This window comes from Agrobacterium sp. S7/73 (genome assembly GCF_019355535.1).
Taxonomy (GTDB): Bacteria; Pseudomonadota; Alphaproteobacteria; order Rhizobiales; family Rhizobiaceae; genus Agrobacterium; species Agrobacterium tumefaciens.
Genome location: NZ_CP072136.1, coordinates 688119 through 710576, shown reverse-complemented (window position 1 = coordinate 710576; position 22458 = coordinate 688119). Strand labels below are relative to the sequence as shown.

The 22458-nt window shown below is 58.0% G+C and carries 24 protein-coding genes; 15 read left to right on the top strand and 9 right to left on the bottom strand.

The window, feature by feature from the left end; translation table 11 throughout:
* Positions 1-81 precede the first annotated feature (81 nt).
* From J5276_RS03265 to J5276_RS03255, 3 genes are all read right to left on the bottom strand, one after another.
* Positions 82-1221, bottom strand: a complete 1140-nt coding sequence (locus J5276_RS03265; RefSeq protein WP_026330772.1) for a GGDEF domain-containing protein — start codon at positions 1219-1221, stop codon at positions 82-84.
* A gap of 152 nt (positions 1222-1373) precedes the next feature.
* Entirely contained in the window at positions 1374-2819 is a 1446-nt protein-coding gene (locus tag J5276_RS03260) for a UdgX family uracil-DNA binding protein (protein WP_112154047.1), read from the bottom strand.
* Positions 2819-4051: a putative DNA modification/repair radical SAM protein gene (locus J5276_RS03255; RefSeq protein WP_065702322.1), complete on the bottom strand. Its 1233-nt coding sequence runs from the start codon at positions 4049-4051 to the stop codon at positions 2819-2821. Before J5276_RS03255 ends, J5276_RS03260 begins: the two co-directional genes overlap by 1 nt.
* A 221-nt stretch (positions 4052-4272) precedes the next feature.
* On the opposite strand from J5276_RS03255, the gene greA reads away from it, so the two are divergent.
* On the top strand, positions 4273-4749 hold the full coding sequence (gene greA / locus J5276_RS03250) for a transcription elongation factor GreA (protein ID WP_003513396.1): 477 nt from the start codon (positions 4273-4275) through the stop codon (positions 4747-4749).
* 91 nt (positions 4750-4840) lie between these two features.
* Positions 4841-5896 carry a glycosyltransferase family 4 protein gene (locus J5276_RS03245; RefSeq protein ID WP_111783580.1) on the top strand — a complete coding sequence of 352 codons (1056 nt, stop codon included), beginning with the start codon at positions 4841-4843 and terminating at the stop codon, positions 5894-5896.
* Positions 5897-5927: 31 nt separating this feature from the next.
* Here J5276_RS03245 and J5276_RS03240 read toward each other — a convergent pair whose 3' ends face one another.
* Entirely contained in the window at positions 5928-6395 is a 468-nt protein-coding gene (locus J5276_RS03240) for an Lrp/AsnC family transcriptional regulator (protein ID WP_003513401.1), read from the bottom strand.
* A 254-nt stretch (positions 6396-6649) separates the two neighbouring features.
* On the opposite strand from J5276_RS03240, the gene trxB reads away from it, so the two are divergent.
* The 4 genes from trxB to J5276_RS03220 all read left to right on the top strand — a co-directional run bounded on the left by trxB (position 6650) and on the right by J5276_RS03220 (position 10674).
* Positions 6650-7624, top strand: coding sequence for a thioredoxin-disulfide reductase (gene trxB, locus J5276_RS03235; RefSeq protein ID WP_112154048.1), 975 nt, complete (start codon positions 6650-6652; stop codon positions 7622-7624).
* A gap of 24 nt (positions 7625-7648) precedes the next feature.
* A complete protein-coding gene (locus J5276_RS03230; RefSeq protein ID WP_003513405.1) occupies positions 7649-8545 on the top strand; it encodes a LysR family transcriptional regulator VtlR in 897 nt (298 codons plus the stop codon).
* Positions 8546-9143: 598 nt separating this feature from the next.
* A complete protein-coding gene (locus tag J5276_RS03225) occupies positions 9144-9434 on the top strand; it encodes a helix-turn-helix transcriptional regulator (RefSeq protein ID WP_003513408.1) in 291 nt (96 codons plus the stop codon).
* Positions 9435-9561: 127 nt separating this feature from the next.
* Positions 9562-10674: an alkene reductase gene (locus tag J5276_RS03220; protein WP_065702320.1), complete on the top strand. Its 1113-nt coding sequence runs from the start codon at positions 9562-9564 to the stop codon at positions 10672-10674.
* A gap of 56 nt (positions 10675-10730) precedes the next feature.
* Here the strand turns inward: J5276_RS03220 and J5276_RS03215 are convergent, their stop codons facing one another.
* Positions 10731-11120, bottom strand: a complete 390-nt coding sequence (locus J5276_RS03215) for a DUF6220 domain-containing protein (RefSeq protein WP_025594112.1) — start codon at positions 11118-11120, stop codon at positions 10731-10733.
* Positions 11120-12157 (bottom strand): NAD-dependent epimerase/dehydratase family protein, encoded by a 1038-nt coding sequence (locus J5276_RS03210; RefSeq protein WP_065702319.1) that lies wholly within the window; start codon positions 12155-12157, stop codon positions 11120-11122. Before J5276_RS03210 ends, J5276_RS03215 begins: the two co-directional genes overlap by 1 nt.
* A 63-nt stretch (positions 12158-12220) precedes the next feature.
* Here J5276_RS03210 and J5276_RS03205 point away from each other — a divergent pair, with 63 nt between their 5' ends.
* Positions 12221-13192 carry a LysR family transcriptional regulator gene (locus tag J5276_RS03205; RefSeq protein ID WP_003513416.1) on the top strand — a complete coding sequence of 324 codons (972 nt, stop codon included), beginning with the start codon at positions 12221-12223 and terminating at the stop codon, positions 13190-13192.
* 109 nt (positions 13193-13301) lie between these two features.
* Here J5276_RS03205 and J5276_RS03200 read toward each other — a convergent pair whose 3' ends face one another.
* Positions 13302-13568 carry a DUF2188 domain-containing protein gene (locus tag J5276_RS03200; protein ID WP_003513427.1) on the bottom strand — a complete coding sequence of 89 codons (267 nt, stop codon included), beginning with the start codon at positions 13566-13568 and terminating at the stop codon, positions 13302-13304.
* Positions 13569-13765: 197 nt separating this feature from the next.
* Between J5276_RS03200 and J5276_RS03195 the strand changes: the two genes are divergently transcribed.
* Entirely contained in the window at positions 13766-14872 is a 1107-nt protein-coding gene (locus J5276_RS03195; RefSeq protein WP_112154049.1) for a calcium:proton antiporter, read from the top strand.
* A gap of 59 nt (positions 14873-14931) precedes the next feature.
* Here J5276_RS03195 and J5276_RS03190 read toward each other — a convergent pair whose 3' ends face one another.
* Complete coding sequence (locus J5276_RS03190; protein WP_003513431.1) at positions 14932-16134, bottom strand: pyridoxal phosphate-dependent aminotransferase; 1203 nt, start codon at positions 16132-16134, stop codon at positions 14932-14934.
* Positions 16135-16343: 209 nt separating this feature from the next.
* Between J5276_RS03190 and J5276_RS03185 the strand changes: the two genes are divergently transcribed.
* The 4 genes from J5276_RS03185 to J5276_RS03170 all read left to right on the top strand — a co-directional run bounded on the left by J5276_RS03185 (position 16344) and on the right by J5276_RS03170 (position 19433).
* Positions 16344-17273: an EAL domain-containing protein gene (locus tag J5276_RS03185; protein ID WP_035198647.1), complete on the top strand. Its 930-nt coding sequence runs from the start codon at positions 16344-16346 to the stop codon at positions 17271-17273.
* 145 nt (positions 17274-17418) lie between these two features.
* The gene (locus tag J5276_RS03180) at positions 17419-17730 is read left to right on the top strand and encodes a hypothetical protein (protein WP_083211489.1); all 312 of its coding nucleotides are present in this window, start codon (positions 17419-17421) and stop codon (positions 17728-17730) included.
* 141 nt (positions 17731-17871) lie between these two features.
* On the top strand, positions 17872-18774 hold the full coding sequence (locus J5276_RS03175) for a DMT family transporter (protein WP_112154051.1): 903 nt from the start codon (positions 17872-17874) through the stop codon (positions 18772-18774).
* A gap of 443 nt (positions 18775-19217) precedes the next feature.
* On the top strand, positions 19218-19433 hold the full coding sequence (locus J5276_RS03170) for a cold-shock protein (protein ID WP_003494703.1): 216 nt from the start codon (positions 19218-19220) through the stop codon (positions 19431-19433).
* A gap of 92 nt (positions 19434-19525) precedes the next feature.
* Here the strand turns inward: J5276_RS03170 and J5276_RS03165 are convergent, their stop codons facing one another.
* Positions 19526-20170, bottom strand: a complete 645-nt coding sequence (locus J5276_RS03165; protein ID WP_112154105.1) for an MBL fold metallo-hydrolase — start codon at positions 20168-20170, stop codon at positions 19526-19528.
* Between the two features lie 233 nt (positions 20171-20403).
* Between J5276_RS03165 and J5276_RS03160 the strand changes: the two genes are divergently transcribed.
* The 3 genes from J5276_RS03160 to J5276_RS03150 all read left to right on the top strand — a co-directional run bounded on the left by J5276_RS03160 (position 20404) and on the right by J5276_RS03150 (position 22449).
* Positions 20404-21003 carry a DUF1236 domain-containing protein gene (locus tag J5276_RS03160; protein ID WP_003513439.1) on the top strand — a complete coding sequence of 200 codons (600 nt, stop codon included), beginning with the start codon at positions 20404-20406 and terminating at the stop codon, positions 21001-21003.
* A 202-nt stretch (positions 21004-21205) separates the two neighbouring features.
* Positions 21206-21733 (top strand): MarR family winged helix-turn-helix transcriptional regulator, encoded by a 528-nt coding sequence (locus tag J5276_RS03155; protein WP_003513440.1) that lies wholly within the window; start codon positions 21206-21208, stop codon positions 21731-21733.
* 2 nt (positions 21734-21735) lie between these two features.
* A complete protein-coding gene (locus J5276_RS03150; RefSeq protein ID WP_003513441.1) occupies positions 21736-22449 on the top strand; it encodes a response regulator in 714 nt (237 codons plus the stop codon).
* The last annotated feature ends 9 nt before the right edge of the window (positions 22450-22458 follow it).

Sequence of the window (22458 nt, the reverse complement as noted above, 5' to 3'; positions counted from 1 at the left end):
TCAGCCGCCAACGAAGATCATGGAAACGCCGCGGGTCATGCCTGCGGCGTTTTGCATTGTCTCACAAAAAGCTCAAAAGCCTCACGCCGCCAGGGCTTCGCGCACGCAATTGCGCCCATCCGTCTTGGCGCGGTAAAGGGCGCGGTCCGCCATTTCCGCCAGGGTCTGAAGATCGCAGCGTGCATCTCCGCTGGTTGCGACGCCGATGCTGATCGTCACACCGACACGCAAACCGCCGCAATCGACTTCGGTTATCGCAATCGCATCGCGAATGCGTTCTCCGATCATGCAAGCCTTTTGAACACCGGCACCCGGCAGGAAGATGATAAACTCCTCGCCACCGTAACGCGCCAGCACGTCACCACCGCGTATGCTGCCGCCGATACGCTTCGCGACTTCCTGAAGAACGCTGTCGCCGACGGCGTGGCCGAAGCGGTCGTTGATTGATTTGAAGTGGTCGATATCGAGCAGCATCGCCGCATCGTTGGGACCCGGCACCGCCGGCATGGCCTGGAAGAAAAAACGACGGTTCTTGACGCCCGTCAAAGGATCGGTGTTGGCGAGAACCAGCAATTTGCGCTCTGACCGCTCGGCTACCAGCATCATCACGAACAGCGCAATGGCGAAGTTCAACATGATGATCAAGAAAAACGCATTGACCAGATCGATGGCGGCGTATTGGGGCAAAAGCACGCTCTTTGCCACCGACAACGAAATCAGGCCGGAAATACCCGCAATCGCGCCCAACGCGAAGCGGGACAGGAGTGGCTCCTTGCGCCATCGCGCGAAAAGCCCGCCCGCTCCCGCAAGATAGGCCACAGCCGCACAACCGTTGAACAGGGCCGCACGATAAGCGTTATTGTCAGCCACCTGCTGTGCAAGGACAATTGCCAGCAAGGCAATCAAACAGACAGCTGATACTGTCCCCCTGCTGGCAGCACGTCCATCGCTCACGATTTTCAGGCCAAGCCAGATCAGCGCATAACCCACGATACCGAACACGATGCTGCCGAATTGCCACAAGGCCGGAGACATTATTCCCCATTCGCCGTACCCAGCGAGCGTGGAGCCGGCAGCCATGGCTGCGAAGCCTGCTGCAAGAGCTGTCGGGCCGTGCAAACCACGATTTGTGAGCTTCAGATATATAAAACTCAGCATTCCAACAATGTAAGAACACTTTTGCATCAGTATCACTGTTGCAAGATCTAGTTCGCCGAGCATCATACATCCACGCAATGAATAAATATAAATATCTGAATTATGGTATCAAGTATAAAATTTCAATAAAAATAACCAATAAACAAAAATTTAATCATATCGATGAAGACATCGATGTTTATCCAATATAGCATAGCAACACACAAAACAGTCTATTAGAATAATCTTATAAAATCAATTTCATTCCTGAAATTCTGCATTTCCGCCTCCTTCTGCTGCGAGTCGGGAAGGCGAAGAAGATAGGAAGGGTGCACCGTGACAAAAAGCGTCCGCTCCTCTTGCATCGGTATCGGGCGACCCCGAACCTCGGAGACCTTTTCCTTTCCGCCTGTCAGCGCATAAAGCGCAGTTGCACCCATGGCGACGATAAGCTTCGGCCGTACCAGCTCGATTTCCTTGTTAAGCCACCAGCGGCATTGCTGCACCTCGCCCGCATCCGGCCGCTGGTGAATGCGCCGCTTGCCGCGGGCCTCGTATTTGAAGTGTTTGACGGCGTTGGTGACATAAAGCTTTTTGCGGTCAATACCGGCTTCAACCAACGTACGGTCGAACAGCTGACCAGCGGGACCGACGAAAGGTTTTCCGGCAAGATCCTCGTGATCTCCCGGCTGTTCGCCGACGATCATTACTTTCGCATCTTCAGGTCCCATGCCGAACACCGTCTGCGTTGCCTTGCAATGCAGGGCGCAGCGCGTGCATTGGCCAGCCTCCCGCGCCAATGAAGCGAGCGTACCGTCCGGCGCCGGTGGCGGCTCTTCACGCGCCGAGGCCGCGGCCTGCAGGCGGTGATGGAATGGTTGCGGCTGGCTAGCAGCCTTTGCCGCCATCTCCAGCACCCGCGCCTCGGCGCCGAGAACGAGACCTGGAATAAGCTCGGCTTCCGGCAAATTTTTCCAGTATTTCTTTGGCATCTCTGCCGTCATCGCTTTTATCTTCAGACGCGCCGGATTGAATATGTTGGCATAATAGGTTCGCCACAGCTCGTCCGTTTCATCCGTCAGCTCAGGCTTGGACGCGGCCTGCCGCGATGTCTCCAGCACGTTTCCGTCCCAACGCGCGGAGCCGTTCGGTGTCGCGATCAGCCAGTCCATATCCGTGAACCGCCGCTGGAAAAACGGGGCCGTGCGCTCGACGATGAAGTGATCCGGCTCGAACCATGCGACGAAGCGCCGCCGCCCGCCCTGCCCCTGCGGCAAGGATAATTCCTTGAAGCGAACAAAGGCCGTCATCTTGTGACAATCGCGGCGGACCGATTTTTCAAGCTGCCGGGCTTCGGAAACATCCGCATCGGACTTGAACTGCAACAGGGCGCGATCCCGCTTCAGCCGCCACAGCAACCGGTAAAGCAGTGCGAAACGACCCGGATCGCTATGACAGATAATCGCTTGCGCCAACGTCACGAAGGAGGCTGGAACGGACACCTGCACGTCATCCGCACGGGCCGCCGGCAAAGGCTCTCCGGCAAAATCAAGAAGCCCGCCTTGCTCATCCCGCAACCGCCAGTCAATCGCCTCCGGCGGCACATTGGCGGCGAGAGCCGCGCGCGCCGCATCACGCCACTCGCCGAAATCGCCCCGCCCTTCCAGAACCGGGCCGTACATCACAGCAGCGATAATTGTTCGGGCTGCGGAGCAAACATCGCTCGCAAATCCGGCCGTTCAGTCAGCTTGCCCGGCGTCCAGCCGTCGGCAACGATGAAGGCCTTCACCTTTTTCAGGGAAACGCCGAAGCGGGCAATATCCTCCAGCCGCAACCGGCGAAACCGGCGTGAAGACAGGATCGAGGCGACAGTCTTGGTACCGAAGCCGGGCACGCGCAGCAGTATTTCGCGATCCGCCACGTTCACGTCCACTGGAAAACGGTCGCGATTTTTCAGCGCCCAGGCAAGCTTCGGATCTATATCGAGATCGAGCATGCCATTACCACCGATCGCGGTTATTTCACCAATGTCGAACCCATAAAAGCGATAAAGCCAGTCGGCCTGATAAAGCCTGTGTTCCCGCATCAAAGGCGGCTTGATGAGCGGCAGGTTCTTCGACGAATCCGGAATGGGGCTGAAAGCCGAATAATAGACGCGCCGCAAACCATAGCTGCCATAAAGCCGGGCGCTGGTGGACAGAATGGTGCTGTCATCAGCCCCATCCGCCCCAACAATCATCTGCGTGCTCTGTCCGGCAGGCGCAAAACGTTTGGTCTTTCGCGTCCTGACAGTCGGCTCCCCCGCCTCCTCGATCTTCAGGCGGATATCAGCCATCGAGCGGCGAATATTGGCGGGCTGCTTTTCCGGCGCAAAACGGCTGACGCCGCTATCAGTCGGCAATTCGATGTTGATCGACAGCCGGTCGGCGTAAAGCCCCGCTTCCTCAATAAGCTTTGGCGATGCTTCGGGAATGGATTTCAGATGGATGTAGCCGCGAAAGCCATGCGTGACGCGCAGTTCCCGCGCCACCCGCACCATCTCTTCCATCGTATGATCGGAAGAGCGGATAATGCCGGAAGAGAGAAACAGCCCCTCGATATAGTTGCGCCGATAGAACTCCAGCGTCAGCCACACCACCTCCTCGGCAGTAAACCGCGCCCGCTCGACATTGCTCGAAGAACGATTGATGCAATAGGCGCAATCATAGATACAGAAATTGGTGAGCAGTATCTTCAGGAGCGAAATGCAGCGCCCGTCCGGCGCATAGGCATGGCATATGCCCGACCCCTCCGTGGAGCCAAGTCCGCCGGATGCAGCAGAGCTGCGTTTCGTCGTGCCGCTGGAGGCACAGGACGCATCGTATTTGGCCGCATCGGAAAGAATGGCCAGCCGTTGCCTGATTGACTTCTTCATGGTTATGTTCACTATATGTTCTATTGAAAAATGTCAATCTCATCTGTTAAAGCCCTGAACGAATGCAAGAAAATGCCCGTCTCAAATTTGCTGGCATTTCGTTGTCGTCTTCTGATATAGTCGGCTTAGTTATGATTTTGGCATGGTTCCGGAGTTCCCCTCCGGAACCTGTTTCTTTTTGTGTCTGCAAGTAAAGCGACAGGACTGCGAAGGATAAAAAAATGGTAGAAAAAGTACCGATGACGCACGGTGGATTCATCAAACTGCAGGAGGAGCTGCGCTTTCGCCAGCAGGAGGAGCGTCCCCGTATCATCGAGGCAATTGCGGAGGCGCGCGCCCATGGCGACCTTTCGGAAAATGCCGAATACCACGCTGCCAAGGAAGCCCAGAGCCATAACGAAGGCCGCATCACTGAACTCGAAGACTTGACCGCACGCGCGGAAGTCATCGACCTTTCCAAGATGTCCGGTTCCAAGATCAAGTTCGGCGCCACCGTCAAGCTGATCGACGAGGATAGCGACGAGGAAAGAATCTATCAGATCGTTGGCGACCAGGAAGCCGATGTGAAGGCTGGACGCATTTCCATTTCCTCGCCCATCGCCCGCGCCCTCATCGGCAAGGAAGTCGGTGACAGCATCGAAGTCAACGCACCGGGCGGCGCCAAGGGTTACGAGATTCTCGCCGTACAGTGGGGCTGATCTGCCCTTTCATGCAATGCGCCCTTCGGGCGCATTGCATTGATATCCTGAACTGAAAATCCTGCCTTAGCCGCAAAGACGGAAGCCCATCTTGTCCCACGCCAGTCTGAAAGATGTGCAGGTGCTTGCGCCGAACTTCAAGCGCAGGCTCTCCGGCGTTACCTCCACCATCGTTCAGCTTATTCCGGTACAAAACCGGCTGGGTCAGAAAGTGGCCGTCATCGGCCCGGGCCTGCCGCAGCATCTGCCACATGTGCGCTTCCGTGATCTGTGGCGGCTCTGGCAAAACGGCCCGCTCAGCGGTCCGCGCATCTGGCACGCCCGCCGCAATCTCGAAATGTTGCCTGGCATTCTCATGCGTGACGTGCTGCGCATGAAGGTAAGGCTGATGTTCACCTCGGCGGCGCAAAGGCGACATTCCGCCTATACCCGCTTTCTGATTTCAAAAATGGATGCGGTCGTCGCGACAAGCGGCCGCTCAGGCTCGTTTCTGGAAGTACCACACAGCGTCGTCATGCATGGCGTCGATACCGAGCTGTTTCATCCCGCAACCGGCCCGGAGGATACGATCGCTTCGACCGGCCTGCCGGGACAATTTCTCATCGGATGTTTCGGACGGGTGCGCCACCAGAAGGGAACAGACCTTTTCGTGCGCGCCATGATCGAACTTCTGCCCGACTATCCCGAATGGACGGCCGTCATCTCCGGCCGCGTGACCGCAGAGCACAAGGCCTTCGCCGACAAGCTCGTGGCCGATGTCGCAGCAGCCGGTCTTGCGGACCGCATCGCGTTTCAGGGCGAGGTGGACGACATCAAGCCCTGGTATCGGCGGCTAACCCTCTATGTCGCACCGTCACGCAACGAGGGCTTTGGCCTGACGCCACTGGAAGCCATGGCGTCCGAGACGGCTGTCGTTGCCAGCAATGCCGGCGCCTATGAGGAAATGATCGTCAAGGGCGAGACCGGCATGGTCGTTGAGGCCGGCGACTACGCGTCCCTGCGGGATGCCATTAAAACCTATCTTGCCGATCCCGCACTCGCCAGGGACCATGCCCGTGCCGGACTTTCGCATGTGCGCACTGCATTTCCGCTGGAAAAAGAGGCGACGAGCCTCGGCACGATCTACGACGCGTTGCGGCGCGGGTAAGCGCCGGCGCAATCACTCAAAGGTCCGCCGATCAGATTTCCACCAGACCGACGCGCTTGACCTGACGGATGGTGAGCATGGTGCGCACGGTGTCGACGTTTTCGTCCGCTGTCAGAACCTCGATGACGAAATCCTGAAACTCGGTCAGGTTTCTGGCGATGCAATGCAGAAGGAAATCGCTTTCGCCGGATACCATCCAGGCCTGGCGCACCAGCGACCATCCGGCCGTCGCCGCTGCAAAGGCTTTCAGATTGCTGTCCGACTGGCGCTTGAGGCCGACCATGCAGAAGGCAACGAGATCGAAACCGAGCTTCGGCGCGTTCAACATGGCGTGATAACCCTCGATCACGTCGGCTTCTTCCAGCTTGCGGACGCGCCTGAGGCACGGCGGCGCGGAAATACCGACCCGTTCGGCCAGTTCCACGTTGGTCATGCGCCCGTCGCGCTGCAATTCGCGCAGGATTTTCAGATCGATGGCATCGAGTTCGACGCTGGTCACGGAGAGGTTCCTCGTTAAGCCGGAGAACTTCCTTGTACTACCAGGCGCAGGATTCGCAACAATATGCCGCCGGCCGGTCACAAAATTGCGCGCGCATCCACAACTGCCTTGTTGGTAACGCAAGGCTGCCCTTGAATAAAGGCACTAGACAACCTTAAATACCGGGCAACGAAGGGGTTGCGGCCTGTCCACCGTGCTTCGGCTGGAATGTTCTGCTGCCGAAAGGCCCCGCTACTTTAAAAAGGATTGTTTCCATGTCTGCCCGCCATACCAAGGTATTGATCATTGGCTCTGGTCCCGCCGGTTATACCGCGGCGATCTACGCGGCCCGCGCAATGCTGAAACCCGTGCTGATTGCCGGCATGGAACAGGGTGGCCAGCTGATGATCACCACCGATGTCGAAAACTATCCGGGCTTTGCCGATCCGATCCAGGGCCCCTGGCTGATGGACCAGATGCTGAAGCAGGCGACGCATGTGGGTGCGGAAATCGTCAGCGACCTCGTGACCGAAGTCGAAACCAACACGCGCCCCTTCGTGGTCAAGACCGATTCCGGTCAGGTCTGGACCGCCGACACGCTGATCATCGCAACAGGCGCAAAGGCCAAGTGGCTCGGCATCGAGAGTGAGCAGCACTTTCAGGGCTTCGGCGTTTCCGCCTGCGCCACCTGCGACGGTTTCTTCTATCGCAACAAGGATGTGATCGTGGTCGGCGGCGGCAACTCTGCCGTGGAGGAAGCGCTCTATCTCGCCCATATCGCCAAGTCCGTAACCGTCGTGCACCGCCGCGACAGTTTCCGCTCGGAGAAAATCCTTCAGGAACGGCTCTTCGCCAAGGAAAACGTCAAGATCCTGTGGAACACGGAAATCGCCGAAATCACCGGCGCTCCCGCCAAGCCACCAATGCCACCCTCTGTTTCGGGTGTGCGACTGCGTGACACCAAGACCGGTGTGATCAGCGATACGCCCATCGACGGCGTCTTCGTCGCCATCGGCCACGCGCCGGCCGTCGAACTGTTCAAGGGCAAGGTGAAGCTCAAGGACAATGGCTACATGTGGACCGCGCCCGATTCCACCGCTACCGACGTGGAAGGTATTTTCGCCGCCGGCGACGTTACCGACGACATATACCGTCAGGCCATCACCGCCGCCGGTATGGGCTGTATGGCCGCCCTTGAAGCAGAACGGTACCTCGCCGCGCAGCAGCCGCTTGCGGTAGCAGCCGAATAACCGAAAGGCAGGATAGGCATGGCAATGCCATTGGACTGGGATAAACTGCGCATTTTTCATGCCGCAGCCGAAGCGGGGTCTTTCACCCACGCTGCCGACAAGCTGCATTTGTCCCAGTCGGCCATCAGCCGCCAGGTCAGCGCGCTGGAACAGGATGTTGGCGTGAAGCTGTTTCACCGCCACGCCAGAGGTCTTATCCTCACCGAGCAGGGCGAACTGCTGTATCGCACCGCCCACGACGTGTTGCTGAAGCTCGAAACCGTCAAGATGCAACTTACCGAAACGACGGAGAAGCCGAGCGGCAAGCTGCGCGTGACGACGACTGTTGGTCTCGGCCAGGGCTGGCTGACGGACAAGGTGCAGGAATTCCTGCAGCTCTATCCGGAAATGTCGATCCAGCTCATCCTCGACAATGAGGAGCTGGATGTGAACATGCGCCACGCCGATTGTGCCATCCGCCTGCGCCAGCCGCAACAGTCCGACCTTATCCAGCGCAAGCTGTTCACGGTGCACATGCACGTCTATGCGGCGCCGTCCTACATCAACCGCCACGGCGAGCCGCAGTCGATCGAGGATCTAGACAACCACCGCATCATCTCCTTCGGCGAACCGGCACCCAACTATCTGCTTGATGTCAACTGGCTGGAAAATGCGGGACGCTCGTCGGACAACACCCGCATTCCGCATCTTCAGATCAACAGCCAGACCTCGATCAAGCGCGCCTGCCTGCTGGGAATAGGTATCGCCTGTTTGCCGGATTACATCGTCGGGCGCGATCCGGGATTGATTCAGTTGTCGCTTGCCGCCGATATTCCCTCGTTCGACACCTACTTCTGTTACCCGGACGAGATGAAAAACGCTGCAAAACTGAAAGCCTTCCGCGACTTCGTCGTTGCCAAGGCACGGAACTGGAACTTCTGACGTTTAAATAGGCCAGCGCCACAAAATATCATACTAATTCATGGAGTTGGCCTTCCCAAGATGGCGGCGCGCCAGACGCGCCGCGCTTCAGCTTTGCACATAAATTATACCGGAAATATCCAGACCTGCATCGCACGCATGCCTGACCTGCACAAAAAAGAGTTGTTTCGTGCACAAAAAAGCACCATATCGCTCTCAGTTGATGCACACGGTGGCTTTTCCTCCCAGTTCCACCGCATCAGCTGTTCCCCTCTGGAGGTTTTTGACCTTCACACTTAAAGGGCCCTGGATTTATCCGGCGGCCCTCTTTTTTTACCCGCAAGAATTTTCTCCAATTTGGCGAAATATCGCATGATGCAACCTTGTTTTGCATTCTTGCCACTCCCATATTTCAATCAGCTGTCACGCCTGCCTATGCACGCGACAGCTGTTCCCCTCTGGAGGTTTTAACCTTCAAACTCATTGGCCGCGGAGAAATCCGGCGGCCATTTTTTTGCGCGCCGTTCTCGGCCCGGGTGACTACCTCACAGAGACGTGAATTGTATATCGGAAAATATCGATATAAATATCGAACATGTCAGATATTAGAGAAACGCAGATGAACCCGGAGGAAATCCTCAAAGCCCTTTCACACCCCGCAAGGCTGAAGTTCCTCGAGTGGCTGAAGAGCCCTGAAAGTCACTTCTGTCAGGACCATCCGCTCAGCATGGGCGTATGCGCCAATCAGTTCCAGATCAGCGGCCTGTCGCAATCGACGGTCTCCTCACATCTGGCGGTTTTGCAGGCAGCTGGCCTGATAAGGTCAAAGAAAGTTGGGCAATGGGTGTTTTTCGAACGCAACGAGGAAACCATCGACGCCTTCCGCAATTATCTGCAAGCCAATCTTTGAGCCTCCCAAGCTTATAAGACCGGGGCGTCGGACCGGAAACTGCAAGGCGGTTTTCTCTCCTATGCCCATACATTAGGAAAGCGCGCCAGCCGCGCAATTTCGCCAACCGACCAGAAAGTGAAGTCGCATGACAAGTCTTTTCGAACCGGCACAGGCCGGCGATATCGCTCTCGCCAACCGTATCGTCATGGCTCCCCTCACCCGCAACCGCTCGCCGGGGGCAATTCCCAATAATCTCAACGCCACCTATTACGAGCAGCGCGCAACAGCCGGGCTGATCGTGACCGAAGGCACGCCGATTTCCCAGCAAGGCCAGGGTTACGCGGATGTTCCGGGCCTCTACAAGAAGGAAGCGGTTGAGGGCTGGAAAAAGATCACGGATGGCGTGCATGTCGCCGGCGGCAAGATCGTCGCGCAGATTTGGCACGTGGGACGCATTTCCCACACCTCGCTCCAGCCGCATGGCGGACAGCCGGTCGCCCCTTCCGCGATTATCGCCAAGTCCAAGACCTATATCATCAATGATGACGGCACCGGCGCGTTTGCGGAAACCTCCGAGCCCCGCGCACTGACCATCGACGATATCGGTCTTATCCTTGAAGATTACCGGACCGGCGCGCGCGCCGCACTTGAGGCCGGTTTCGACGGTGTCGAAATCCATGCCGCCAACGGTTATCTGATCGAGCAGTTCCTGAAATCCAGCACCAACCAGCGCACCGACGAATATGGCGGCTCGATCGAAAACCGCGCCCGCTTCCTTCTCGAAGTCGTCGATGCGGTTGCGGAAGAGATTGGCGCAGGCCGCACCGGCATTCGCCTGTCACCCGTCACACCCGCCAACGACATTTTCGAGGCCGACCCGCAGCCACTCTATAATTACGTTGCGGAAGAACTCGGCAAACGCAATCTGGCCTTCATCCATGTTGTTGAAGGTGCGACCGGTGGTCCGCGCGACTTCAAGCAGGGCGACAAGCCCTTCGATTACGCAGCCTTCAAGGCCGCCTATCGCAATGCGGGCGGCAAGGGCCTGTGGATCGCCAACAATGGCTACGACCGTGAGAGCGCCATCGAGGCGGTGGAAAGCGGCAGGGTTGATGCCGTGGCCTTCGGCAAGGCCTTCATCGCCAACCCGGATCTGGTGCGCCGTCTCAAGGACAACGCGCCGCTGAACGAGCCGAACCAGCCGACCTTCTATGGTGGCGGGGCTGAAGGCTATACCGACTACCCGGCTCTTGGCTGATCAGTGCTAAACTTGAAACGCCGCACCGCTCCACAGCGGTGCGGCGTTTTGCCGTTTCAGGACAGGCCTCGCGCCTGCCGCGCAGCAAAGTCTGAAAATGCGCCCATTACGAAGGCGTTGGCCACATGCAGCGCCTGCAGAAAGCCACTGCCCGTTTCCCGACCGATGCTCATCAACGCCACCTGAAGGCAGTAGAGAGCGAGGAGCACGAGCGCGCGCCCAAGGTTTGGCCGGAGGTCATCATGACGAAGGGCGAGCACGACTAGAGATACAATGGGAACGGCGATCAGCATGCCAAGCCCTTTGTGAACCACAAGCAGCGATCCGTCATAATAGATCGACAGCCCGGCCAGCAGCACCTGCGCGAAAATCAACACCGGCACGCCTGCCGAAATCACGGCGAACATACGGCGCCGCCGGGAAAATCCATTAGCCACTGTGACCATCACACCCTACCCCCGGCATCGGTCGCATGATGAAGGCCCGCCGGTTGCTGCACCTCGGCGAGACACCCAAGGCTCGCCAATGTTGCCGATACCGCCGCATCGATCGGCGTTCGCGGTTCCGCCCCGAGGAATTCGACAAGCTTGCGGTTGCTCATCCGGATCGGCATCTGCCAGAGATATTTCATTTCCATGACTTCGCGGAACAGGGGAACGAACGGTGCAGCCAGCCCGACGGCTAACCACGAAAGCCGCCGCATCTTGACCGGATGGCCGACGGCCCGCTCGATTGCCCCAACCAGTTGCAGCCCGTCGAAATCCCAGACACCCTCCATGTGGTAGACGGCAAACGTCTGAAGCTCGTCCGAGCGATCGAGCAGCCGCCCGATTATCTCCGCAACATCCGGCAGATAGGCCCATTGATGCCCGGCATTCGGTACTGCTGGATTCTGAACACTGCGAACCGGCTTGCCCGGTCGCACCAGCATCTGCGAAAACCAGTTGTTCTTCGCGTCAGGACCAAAGAAATCACCGGTGCGGACGATCAGGACCGGCACGCCGCGCATCGACGCCATTTTCAAACGCCGCTCCATTTCAACGCGCAAGCCGCCCTTGCGGGTGAAAGGCTTTTGCGGACTGTCCTCCGTCAGAAGCGGAAAGGCATCCGGGCCAAAATTATAGATGCTGCCTGGAAACACGATCCTTGCCCCGCAGGCCTCGGCAGCGGCTATGGTATTTTCGAGCATCGGCAGCACTTGGCTGTTCCAGTTGCGATATCCCGGAGGATTGACTGCATGGACGATGAGCCCGGCGCCTTTTGCCGCCTTCACCACATCCTCCCGGTTCATGGCATCGCCAGTCACGCGCTCGACGCCATCGACGGCATCAACTGGTGCCGATCGGCGAGTCATCGCCCGCACCCGCCAGCCGCGCTGCAATAACATCTTTGAGACATGGCTGCCGACGCCACCATTCGCCCCAACAATCAGCGCCAGAGGCCGGTTATTCTCTGCTGTATTTGCGTGGATTTCATATATCATTGCCATTACTCCTTCTTCTGGGCTGGAGTATCGGGCTATCAGGCGATATACGAAATTGTCCAAATGAGTGGAGCCGCTATACAAAATCTTATAATCAGAAGCCGCGATGTCAGCTGGGATTTTTACCGCACCTTCCTCAGCGTGCTGCGCGACGGCTCGCTTTCCGCCGCCGCCCGCGAACTCGGCATTACCCAACCGACAGCTGGGCGCCATATCGGAGCGCTGGAAGAGGCCATCGGCTTTCCGCTGTTCATCCGCTCGCCGCACGGGCTGATGCCGACGGAAGCGGCGCTGGCGCTCCGGCCCTATGCGGAAAATCTGGCGGCGACGGCCGCAGCCCTTATGCGGGCGGCCTCCGGCGAGGTCGGCAAGATCGAAGGAACCGTTCGTATCAGCGCATCGGATATCATCGGCGTTGAAATGCTGCCGCCGATCATCGCTGCCATGCAGGAGATTCATCCCCGGCTTGAAATAGAACTTTCACTCTCCGACACGTTGGAAGACCTTTTGCGGCGCGAGGCTGATATCGCCATCCGCATGACCGAACCGCAGCAGGATGCCATCGTCATGCGCTATATCGGCAATTTCCGTCTGGGATTTCATGCCACACGCGACTATCTGGCAAGAGCCGGCACCCCGAAAAACATGGAAGAACTGAACAACCACCGTATGATCGGTTTCGACCGCAAGACGCCTTTCATCAGGGCGGCGATCCAGCGCATGCGCTCGCTCGATCCGGAAATACCCGATATCGAAGAAATTTCCTTCGAAATTCGCGCCGACAGCAACCTCGCCCAGCTTGCCATGATCCGCGCCAGCGCAGGCATCGGCGTCTGTCAGATCGGCCTGGCGCGCAAGGATCCGCGGCTTGTCCAGGTCCTTCCGAAAACCGACATCCCGCTGCACGCATGGGTCGCGATGCATGAAAATCTCAAGACCTCGCCGCGATGCCGTGCCGTGTTCAGCGCCCTTGTCGACGGCCTGAAGGCCCACCTGAAGGAAACCGATCCGGGCGCCCCGCCGCAACGACGCTAGCGCCATTACAGCATCGATGACGCGCGGCCTTGCGCCCGCAAATCCGCAAGACATACCGGCGAAGCATGGAGCGTGATGCTGTTCTCACCGGAAATGTTGACGCACTCCATCAAAACGGTCTGGCCGGCGGTGAAATCTTGTCGACCACTTCCGCCTCCGGCCGGTCGCCGCCCTGGCTATATTCCTCATGCCACTGGCCGCGTTCGTCCTGATAGCTGATTTCCTCATCATCGCCGCCCACCTGCTGTTCGGCAGCAACGATGCGCGCGGCCTCGACCGCATCGGCATAGGTAGGAAATGTTTCGGAATAAGCGCCGTTCATGCGGTAGGCGAAGCCACCGTCATGTTCCACGACTTCATATACCACTTTTGTCATGCATGTTCCTCCTGTTTCAGTAGGCGACATCGCAACCACAACCGCGCTTCAAGCATTGCACCCAACGGGGGACAACACGGCATGAGCAGCATGTCCTTGACCGTACTACTATCCTACCAAAAGCACTCAAGCGCAAATCCTGCTTGATCTTAACGACGATACGTCACAGCCTCACACTCTCAGGGGAAGGGAAATCGATGGCGGGTTCTATTTTAAAGCAGGAGCGCATGTTGCTGCTGGCAATACCGGTGGCAGCCGTCGCCTATATGGCCGAACATGCGATATTCGAGGCCGGCAAAACGGCGTCGCTGATTGCCGCGATCGCCCTGATCGGGATGATCGTTCTGGTGTCGATGCGGGTTGCCCACCACGCCGAAATCCTCGCCGCCAAGGTCGGCGACCCCTATGGCACGATGATACTGACGCTGTCTGCCGTGGCGGTGGAAGTGTTGATCCTTGCCATCATCATGAGCGAATCCAACTCGCCGACGCTCGTGCGTGACACGATCTATTCCGCCGTGATGATCGACATCAACGGCATTCTGGGACTGGCCGCCCTGCTGGGAGGCCTTCGCCACGGCGAGCAGCCTTACAATGACGATTCCGGCAAGACCTACGGCGTCATGATCCTGACTGCCATGGGCATCTCGATGATCGTGCCGGAATTCATCCCAAAGGAAAGCTGGCACGTCTATTCCGCCTTCACCATCGTTGCAATGATCGCGCTTTATGCGCTGTTCCTGAAAATGCAGGTTGGTCCGCACAGCTATTTCTTCAGCTACGCCTATCCCCGCAAGGCTCATCCCAGCGGTCATCCATCCGGCGATCACACGGAGGACGAGGATGAGGGCAGCGTGTCCCTCTCCATCGGTCTCATCATCGCGGGCGTCGTGCTGATCGGCGTGCTGGCGGAATTCATGGCGGCCTTCCTAAGCCAGAGCCTCGAGGGCGCAAGCGCGCCACCGGCACTGATGGCAGTCGTGGTCGCGACGATCTCCGCATCACCGGAAATCCTGACCGCGCTCAGGTCCGCATTGCGCAACCGCATGCAGGCCGTGGTCAATATCGCCATGGGCGCATCGCTTTCGACGGTCATCCTCACCGTCCCTGTGATGGAGGGCATCGCACTCTACACCGGTCAGCCGTTCATCATGGCGATGACGCCGGTCCAGACGGTCATGGTCTTCATCACCCTCATCGCCGCCGCCATCAACCTCAATGACGGTGAAACCAACGCGATCGAGGGAATGACGCATTTCATCCTCTTCGCCACCTTCATCATGCTGCTGTTTCTCGGGCTTTAGCCGCAACAAAAAAAGCCCGGCATCGCTGCCGGGCTTCTTCGTTCAAGATCGCAAACCGATCAGCGGCAATCGGCGCAGAAGCGCTGGATGCGCTTGCAGGCCTCTTCCAGCAGTGCTTCCGACGTGGCGTAGGAAATGCGGAAGTTCGGGCCGAGGCCGAACGCCGATCCCTGCACGACGGCAACACCTTCGGCTTCCAGAAGCTCGGAGACGAAATCCACATCCGATTCGATGACCTTGCCGGACGGCGCGGTCTTGCCGATCATGCCGGCGCAGGACGGATAGACGTAGAATGCGCCTTCCGGAGCCGGGCAATTGATGCCTTTCGCCTGGTTGAGCATGGAGACGACGAGATCACGGCGGCCTTCAAAAATCTTCTTGTTGGCCGGAATGAAATCCTGCGTGCCGTTCAGCGCTTCGACAGCCGCCCACTGAGCAATCGAGCTGGCGCCCGAGGTCTGCTGGCCCTGGATCATATCCATGGCCTTGATGAGCGGAAGCGGGCCGGCTGCATAGCCGATACGCCAGCCGGTCATGGCGTAGGCCTTGGAGACGCCGTTCATCGTAAGCGTGCGGTCATAGAGCGAAGGCTCCACCTCAACCGGCGTGACGAATTTGAAGTCGCCATAGGTCAGGTGTTCGTACATGTCATCAGTCAGCACCCAGACGTGCGGATGCTTGACCAGCACGTCCGTCAATGCCTTCAGCTCGTCATGCGAATAGGCAGCGCCCGAAGGGTTGGACGGCGAGTTGAAAACGAACCACTTGGTCTTCGGCGTGATCGCCTTTTCCAGCGCTTCCGGCTTCAGCTTGAAATTGTCTTCGAGCGTCGTGTCGACGAAGACAGGCGTACCGCCGCAGATCGCCACCATTTCCGGATAGCTGACCCAGTAAGGTGCAGGAATGACGACTTCGTCACCCGGGTTGAGGGTGGCCATGAAGGCGTTGAAAAGGATCTGCTTGCCACCGGTGCCGACGATGGTCTGCTCCGGCTTGTAGTCCAGACCGTTTTCGCGCTTGAACTTGTCGGCGATCGCCTTGCGCAGTTCAGGAATACCTGAAACGGGCGTGTATTTCGTTTCGCCGCGCTTGATGGCGTCAATGGCGGCTTCCTTGATGTTTTCGGGCGTATCGAAATCCGGCTCGCCGGCGCCAAGGCTGATCACATCGCGGCCCTTCGCTTTAAGCTCACGGGCTTTCTGGGTAACAGCGATGGTGGCGGATGGCTTTACGCGGGAGAGAATGTCGGCAAGGAAGGCCATTTTTAATCGGTCCTGTTGTGGTTGACATCGGCAGAGGCGGAAAATCCTGTCTTCTGCGGCATTTTCTATGTCGAAAGACAGGCGCTCTTTCAAGGTCAAAAGCAGCATATGTGACACGGGGAAGAATTTAAACCTTCCTTAACCCGGAAGTAACGCTTGATGCGCTACATTCTCCGGCTAGAGGTCGTGTCTCTGTAGCTGGTTGAAAAATGGCGCCCAAAAGCATCTTTTCCAGTCTTGTCCGCGAGGTCGATGGCACATGGTCCACGGCCTATGGCACCTTCAACTTGAAATCCGCCCTGCAGCCCATCTTTCGCCGAACGATGAACGGCGCTCTCGACATCGATTCCTTCGAGGGTCTGGTGCGCCCCCATCGCAACGGCGAACCTGTGACACCGGGTGAATTCTTCTCGCTGGTGGCGCCTGAAGATATAGAGAATATCGACAGTATTCTGCGCACGATCCACATTCTCAATACCGGCAGGCTCAATCGTTCGCGCGCCCGCGTCTTCGTCAACTTCCATCCGGGCCTGTTCCAGACCCCGGCCAAGATGCGTCAGGAAGTGGAGCGCATGCGCCTTACCGCCCACGAGGCCGGCATGACGGCAGACCGCATCGTCTGCGAAATCTCCGAGAAAAAAGTCTCCGATACGCAGATGGTCGCCGACTTCGCCTATCATATGCATGACATCGGTTTTCGCGTGGCGCTGGACGATTATGGCGCGGGCGATTCCGACATTGACCGGGTGAAACTCATCAAGCCGGACTATGTGAAATTCGAGGCAGGCTGGGTGCGTGATTTCATGCAGAATTCGGCAGGCGCCGCCCTTCTGCGCGTCATCGTCAGCCAGTTTCGCGACGATGGGATAGAGCCGGTGTTCGAAGGACTGGAAACCGGCAGGCAGGTGGATATCTGCGAGGACCTCGGCGTCCTGCTGATGCAGGGATACGTGTTGGCAAAACCCGAACTAGCGCCGACGAGTTTCGACGCTCGCTTTCCCGAACTCGGCAGCGGATATTTTTCACCCTCGCCAAGGTCGGACAGAAGTACTGCGACACCGGCATTCCCGCGTGAAGACCGCCTCGCCGAGCCGCATACCCTGCGCCAGACCCGAACCTTCGGAAAACGCGGCCTTTGAGGCCGTTGACAGCGAAATTGTCTCGAAATCGGCTTTGCCACGATATTGCCACAATAAATACTGCGGAACGCCTGAATTCGGTCTCCAAGCCGTCCATTTCGAAGCCTCTTTTATCCTTTGAGAACAGGGACAAGAGGCGATCGCCATGTTTACCAACGACAGGACATCAGTTGAACGGTTAAGGGCGCAGAGAACGCTGTTTTCCCTCTGGATGGCCATTGCCGCCTTTCTTGTCGTCGTCACCATGGCCGCCGGGATCGCAACCTCGGCCAATGCAGCCTCTCAGGCAATCGACACCCTGCAGACATCCTCTATTCCGCAGGTGACGGCAACCGCGCGGGCGGGCGGCCACCTGTTGCTGGTTATCTTCTCCGCCGCAGCCTTCATAAGCCTCGGCATAGGCGGCCTCGCGCTCACCCGGCGAAGCCTGAAGGACGAGGCCCGCCGCCACAAGTAAGCCGCCCTCTCCTCGACTTGCGGCATCGGCGTGTTGCTGCTAAAGCACAGGGGAAGTCGTCAGAACGACGTTTCAAAAATCCCCGAAATGCCAAGGCCGCGACGGAATGATCTTCGGGCCCCTGCTGTGCTGGTGCCATCAATGACGCGTATTCAGGCCAACATGCTGCTTCTGCTCGCCGCGGCGATCTGGGGAGGCGGTTTCGTCGCACAATCATCCGCCATGACCTCGATCGGGCCATTTTGGTTCGTCGGTTTACGCTTCGCCATTGCCGCCATCGCCGTGATGCCATTCGCCCTGATGGAAAACCGCTCGAAAAAATCGTCGCCACGTCGCAGGGAAATCGGCGGCTTCATCCTTGTGGGCCTCGCCCTGTTCGGCGGCGCGACGACGCAGCAGGTCGGGCTTTTGACTACAACCGTCACCAATTCCAGCTTCCTGACGGGACTTTACGTCATCTTCGTGCCCGTGATCGCCGTCGTTCTTTACCGGCGCCATCCCCACTGGATCGTCTGGCCCGGCGCCCTGATGATGCTGGGCGGAATATTCCTGCTCTCGGGCGGCGCATTCGAGGCGCTGACGCAGGGCGATATTCTCAGCATCATCTGCGCCTTCTTCTGGGCAATCCAGATTACGCTCGCAGGTCGTTTCGTTTCCGAAAGCGGACGGCCGCTTGCGCTCTCATGCACTCAGTTTGCGATTTGCTCTCTCTTGAGTTGCATGATCGGCCTTGCGGTAGAACCCATCAGCATGGCGTCCATACAGGGGTCGCTGGCGGAAATTCTATACGTCGGCCTCGTATCCTCCGGCCTCGCCTTCGTTTTGCAGGTCGTCGCCCAGCGGTATACGACCGCGCCGCAGGCTGCGATATTTCTGTCTTCAGAGGCGCTTTTCGGTGCCTTGCTTGCGTCGATTTTCCTGAAGGAAACCATTTCCAACGCCGGTTATATCGGCTGCGTGATCATTTTCGCCGCTATATTGATCGTCGAACTGGTGCCGGAACTGACGCGTAAACGGCAAAAAACCGCTGTTGGAACGGCCTGACGCAGAAAGAACTGATTTTTCTGTTTCGAGGAAAAATCGTACCGCCGCATTCAAAATTTTGCCCGGAAACCGAAGGCAACCGGCAATTATTTCATCAATTATCAAATATGCGGAAAAAATGTGCGACTACGCGCAGGAATTCTACCGCAGGTTTTTATCCGACAAAAAGCCCGTGAAAACTTTTGCTTGCCAATTTTCCATAAACGCAGCAATCTACTGCGGTTCGGGCAATTTGCGAGCATGGGAAGGCCTATAAATTTGCGCACTGGGGACGCTATAAACCTCGGGCGGTGGGACGAAAAACGTTGGATGAGAACGCCATTACTTCCCGCTGTGAAGGTCCTTTTTCTCAATAGTCAAGAGCTGCCTGCCAACGCCCTCGCGGGGCAAAACTGTAATGCTGCCTGTAGCTGAACGCGGGCAGAGCGAAAAGGACCTGATGCATGGCCGAAACTGGCACCGTAAAATTCTTCAACACAGACAAAGGCTTCGGCTTCATCAAGCCAGACAATGGTGGCGCTGATATCTTTGTTCATATCTCTGCCGTACAGGCTTCCGGCCTGTCCGGACTTTCAGAAAATCAGAAAGTGAGCTTCGACACGGAACCGGATCGTCGCGGCAAGGGCCCGAAGGCAGTCAATCTGCAGATTGCTGGCTAACCCTAAAACGGCTTTCATTTCTAGTTGAAGCCCGGCAGGAATGCCGGGTTTTTTTATGCCCAATCCGGAGGCGCCAATACGCGCCCGGAAACTCAGATCCCCTTGAGATAGGGGTTGGTGCGCCGCTCCTCGCCAAGCCGCCCGCCGGGGCCATGGCCGCAGATAAATCCGACATCATCACCCAGCGGCAGCAGCTTGTCGCGAATGGACGCCATCAGTTGCTCGTGGTTCCCGCCCGGCAGGTCGGTACGCCCCACCGACCCCGCAAACAGCACGTCGCCGACATGGGCGAATTGCTGGTCGCGATTATAATAGATGACGTGACCTGGAGCGTGACCCGGGCAATGGTAGACTTCAAAGACATGACCCCCGAACGATACCGTGTCGCCCTCATTCAGCCACCTGTCCGGCAAAACGTTCTGAAGACCGCTGATGCCGTATTTCTCAGCCTGGGTCTCGATCCTCTCGAGCAGCGGTCGATCGTCCTCATGCGGGCCGATCACCGGCAGGGAAAGCTTCTCGCGCAGTTCCTTGGCGCCGCCGGCATGGTCGAGATGGCCGTGCGTCAGCCAGATTTCCTTGAGCGCGATGCCGTTTTCGGAAACCACCTGAAGAATGACATCCACATCCCCACCGGGATCGACGACAACGCCTTCCTTCGTATCCTCATCGAAGAGAATGGTGCAGTTCTGCTCGAACGGCGTGACCGGAATAATGCCCGCCTGCAACTTTCCCATATCCCGTGTCTCCCTGTCTGACAAATCCCGCCTCCTATAGCCTGCGGCCGGTTCCGGCACAATGGCGGAGGAAAAAGCAACGGTTTCCGGTGACCTTGCCACTTTCAAAACCATGAGTTAATTCAATCAGATATCGGATATTTTCCCGCTCGAGACGGGAGGTATCTGTGAAAAATGTGGAACGCCCTGAAGGCTGCGACGTTGTAGGTCCAGTCTTAAAAGGAGTGAGACACATGGACAAGACGCTTAAAATGCTCATGGCTGGCGGCGCTTTCGCCCTCATGGCCGGTTACGCAAACGCCGCCATGGTCGCCACAACAGCATCGGACGTTTCCGTTCGTTCGGGCCCAGGCGAGGATTATCCCGAGCTTGGCCTTGCCACCCGTGGCAGCAACGCGGTTCTGGATGGCTGCATGGACGGCAGCAGCTGGTGCCGCATCGAAGTCAACGGCCTGCGCGGCTGGGCACATGCGGATTATCTGAATGTTATGTATGAGGGCTCTCCCGTCATTCTCGAACAGCGCCGCTCCGATATCAGCGTGCCGGTCGTGACTTACGAGAAGACCTCGAGCGTACAGGCAGAACCCAACCCCGGCGATCCGAACCTTGGCCGCGTCGGTGAAGTCAATCCGCCCGAAACAGTCATCTCCTATATTGACGAGCACCCTGCGGACACTGTCACCTTTGATGGCGAGGTAGCGGTCGGCAGCACCCTGCCCTCCGATACCCGGCTCGTGGAAATCCCTGATTACCAGTATCGCTACGTTCAGGTGAACGACGTGCCTGTTCTGGTGGAGCCATCGACGCGCCGGATTGTCTACGTCTACCAGTAGACGCGAACTCGATACCGGCAGCATGAAACCAATGAAGAGCGCGGGCTTTCCGCGCTCTTTTCTATTTCCGGTAAAGGCCAGTCAGGATTCCAGTTGCACCGGCACCCGCAGCATATTATCCACCGCAACAGAAAATGATCGCGGCATCCTCCCGAGCGGACGCATTTTCGGCTATGTTTACAGAATATTGGCGCATCGACGCATGTCAGCCGCAGAATATGAAGGAACCGCAGTGCCACCGCAATCGCTCAAAACCGCAGCCGCCAGGCAGACACCGGCACTCCCGAAGGTTGACGACGGCAAGATCGACTTCGATACGATAGAGGCCCTGTTCTTCGCGTATCGCGATTTCGTCTCCGATCCAGATGTCATTCTTTCGAAACTGGAATATGGGCGCGCGCATCACCGGGTGGTCTATTTCGTCAGCCGGCAGCCCGGCATGACGGTGGCGGATCTGCTCGACACCCTGCAGATCACCAAGCAGAGCCTTGCCCGCGTGCTCAAGCAATTGATCGACGACGGTTATATCCGCCAGATGGCTGGCCCGGAAGACCGCCGCCAGCGCAGGCTCTATCCAACGCTGACAGGGCGCGAACTGGCGCTGGCGCTGAGCGAGCCGCAGTCGCGGCGGATCGACCGTGCGCTGGAAGGGCTTGGACCCGACGCCCGCGCCTGCGTTCGCAAGTTTCTGGCGCAGATGCGCAGCCCGACACCGGGGGAAGGCGACTGACGATGGCCACGGCAACGACAAAACTCCCTCCCGCTGATGACGATGCGGCCCACCTTCTGATCGTCGATGACGACGCCCGCATTCGCAATCTTCTGCAACGTTTCCTCGGCGACAAGGGATACCGCATCTCCGTCGCAGCAGATGCGGCAGAAGCCCGGCGCAAGATGGTCGGTATCCGTTTCGACCTTCTCATTCTCGACGTGATGATGCCGGGGGAAAACGGGCTTTCGCTCACCCGGTCGCTGAATGAGAACAAATCCGTGCCGGTCATTCTCCTGACCGCCCGCTCGGAGGCGGATTCCCGAATCGCTGGGCTGGAAGCCGGCGCGGATGATTATCTCGCGAAGCCTTTCGATCCGCGCGAACTTGTCCTTCGTATCAACAACATCCTGCGGCGCAACACTTCGCCGGATACGCCCAAGATCGAACAGATCATGTTCGGCCCCTACAGCTTCTCTATCCCCAGGAAGGAATTGCGGCGCGGCGCTGAAACGATCCGCCTGACGGATCGCGAACAGGAGATCATGCTGCTCTTTGCGCTTCGCGCCGGCGATACCATTCCACGGCACGAGCTGGTCGAGGCGGAATCCGAAGTGGGCGAAAGAACTATCGACGTGCAGATCAACCGCCTTCGCCGCAAGATCGAGGACGACCCTGCCAACCCGGTCTACCTGCAAACGGTGCGTGGCATCGGCTACCGCCTGAGCGTGGATTGACAAGGACAA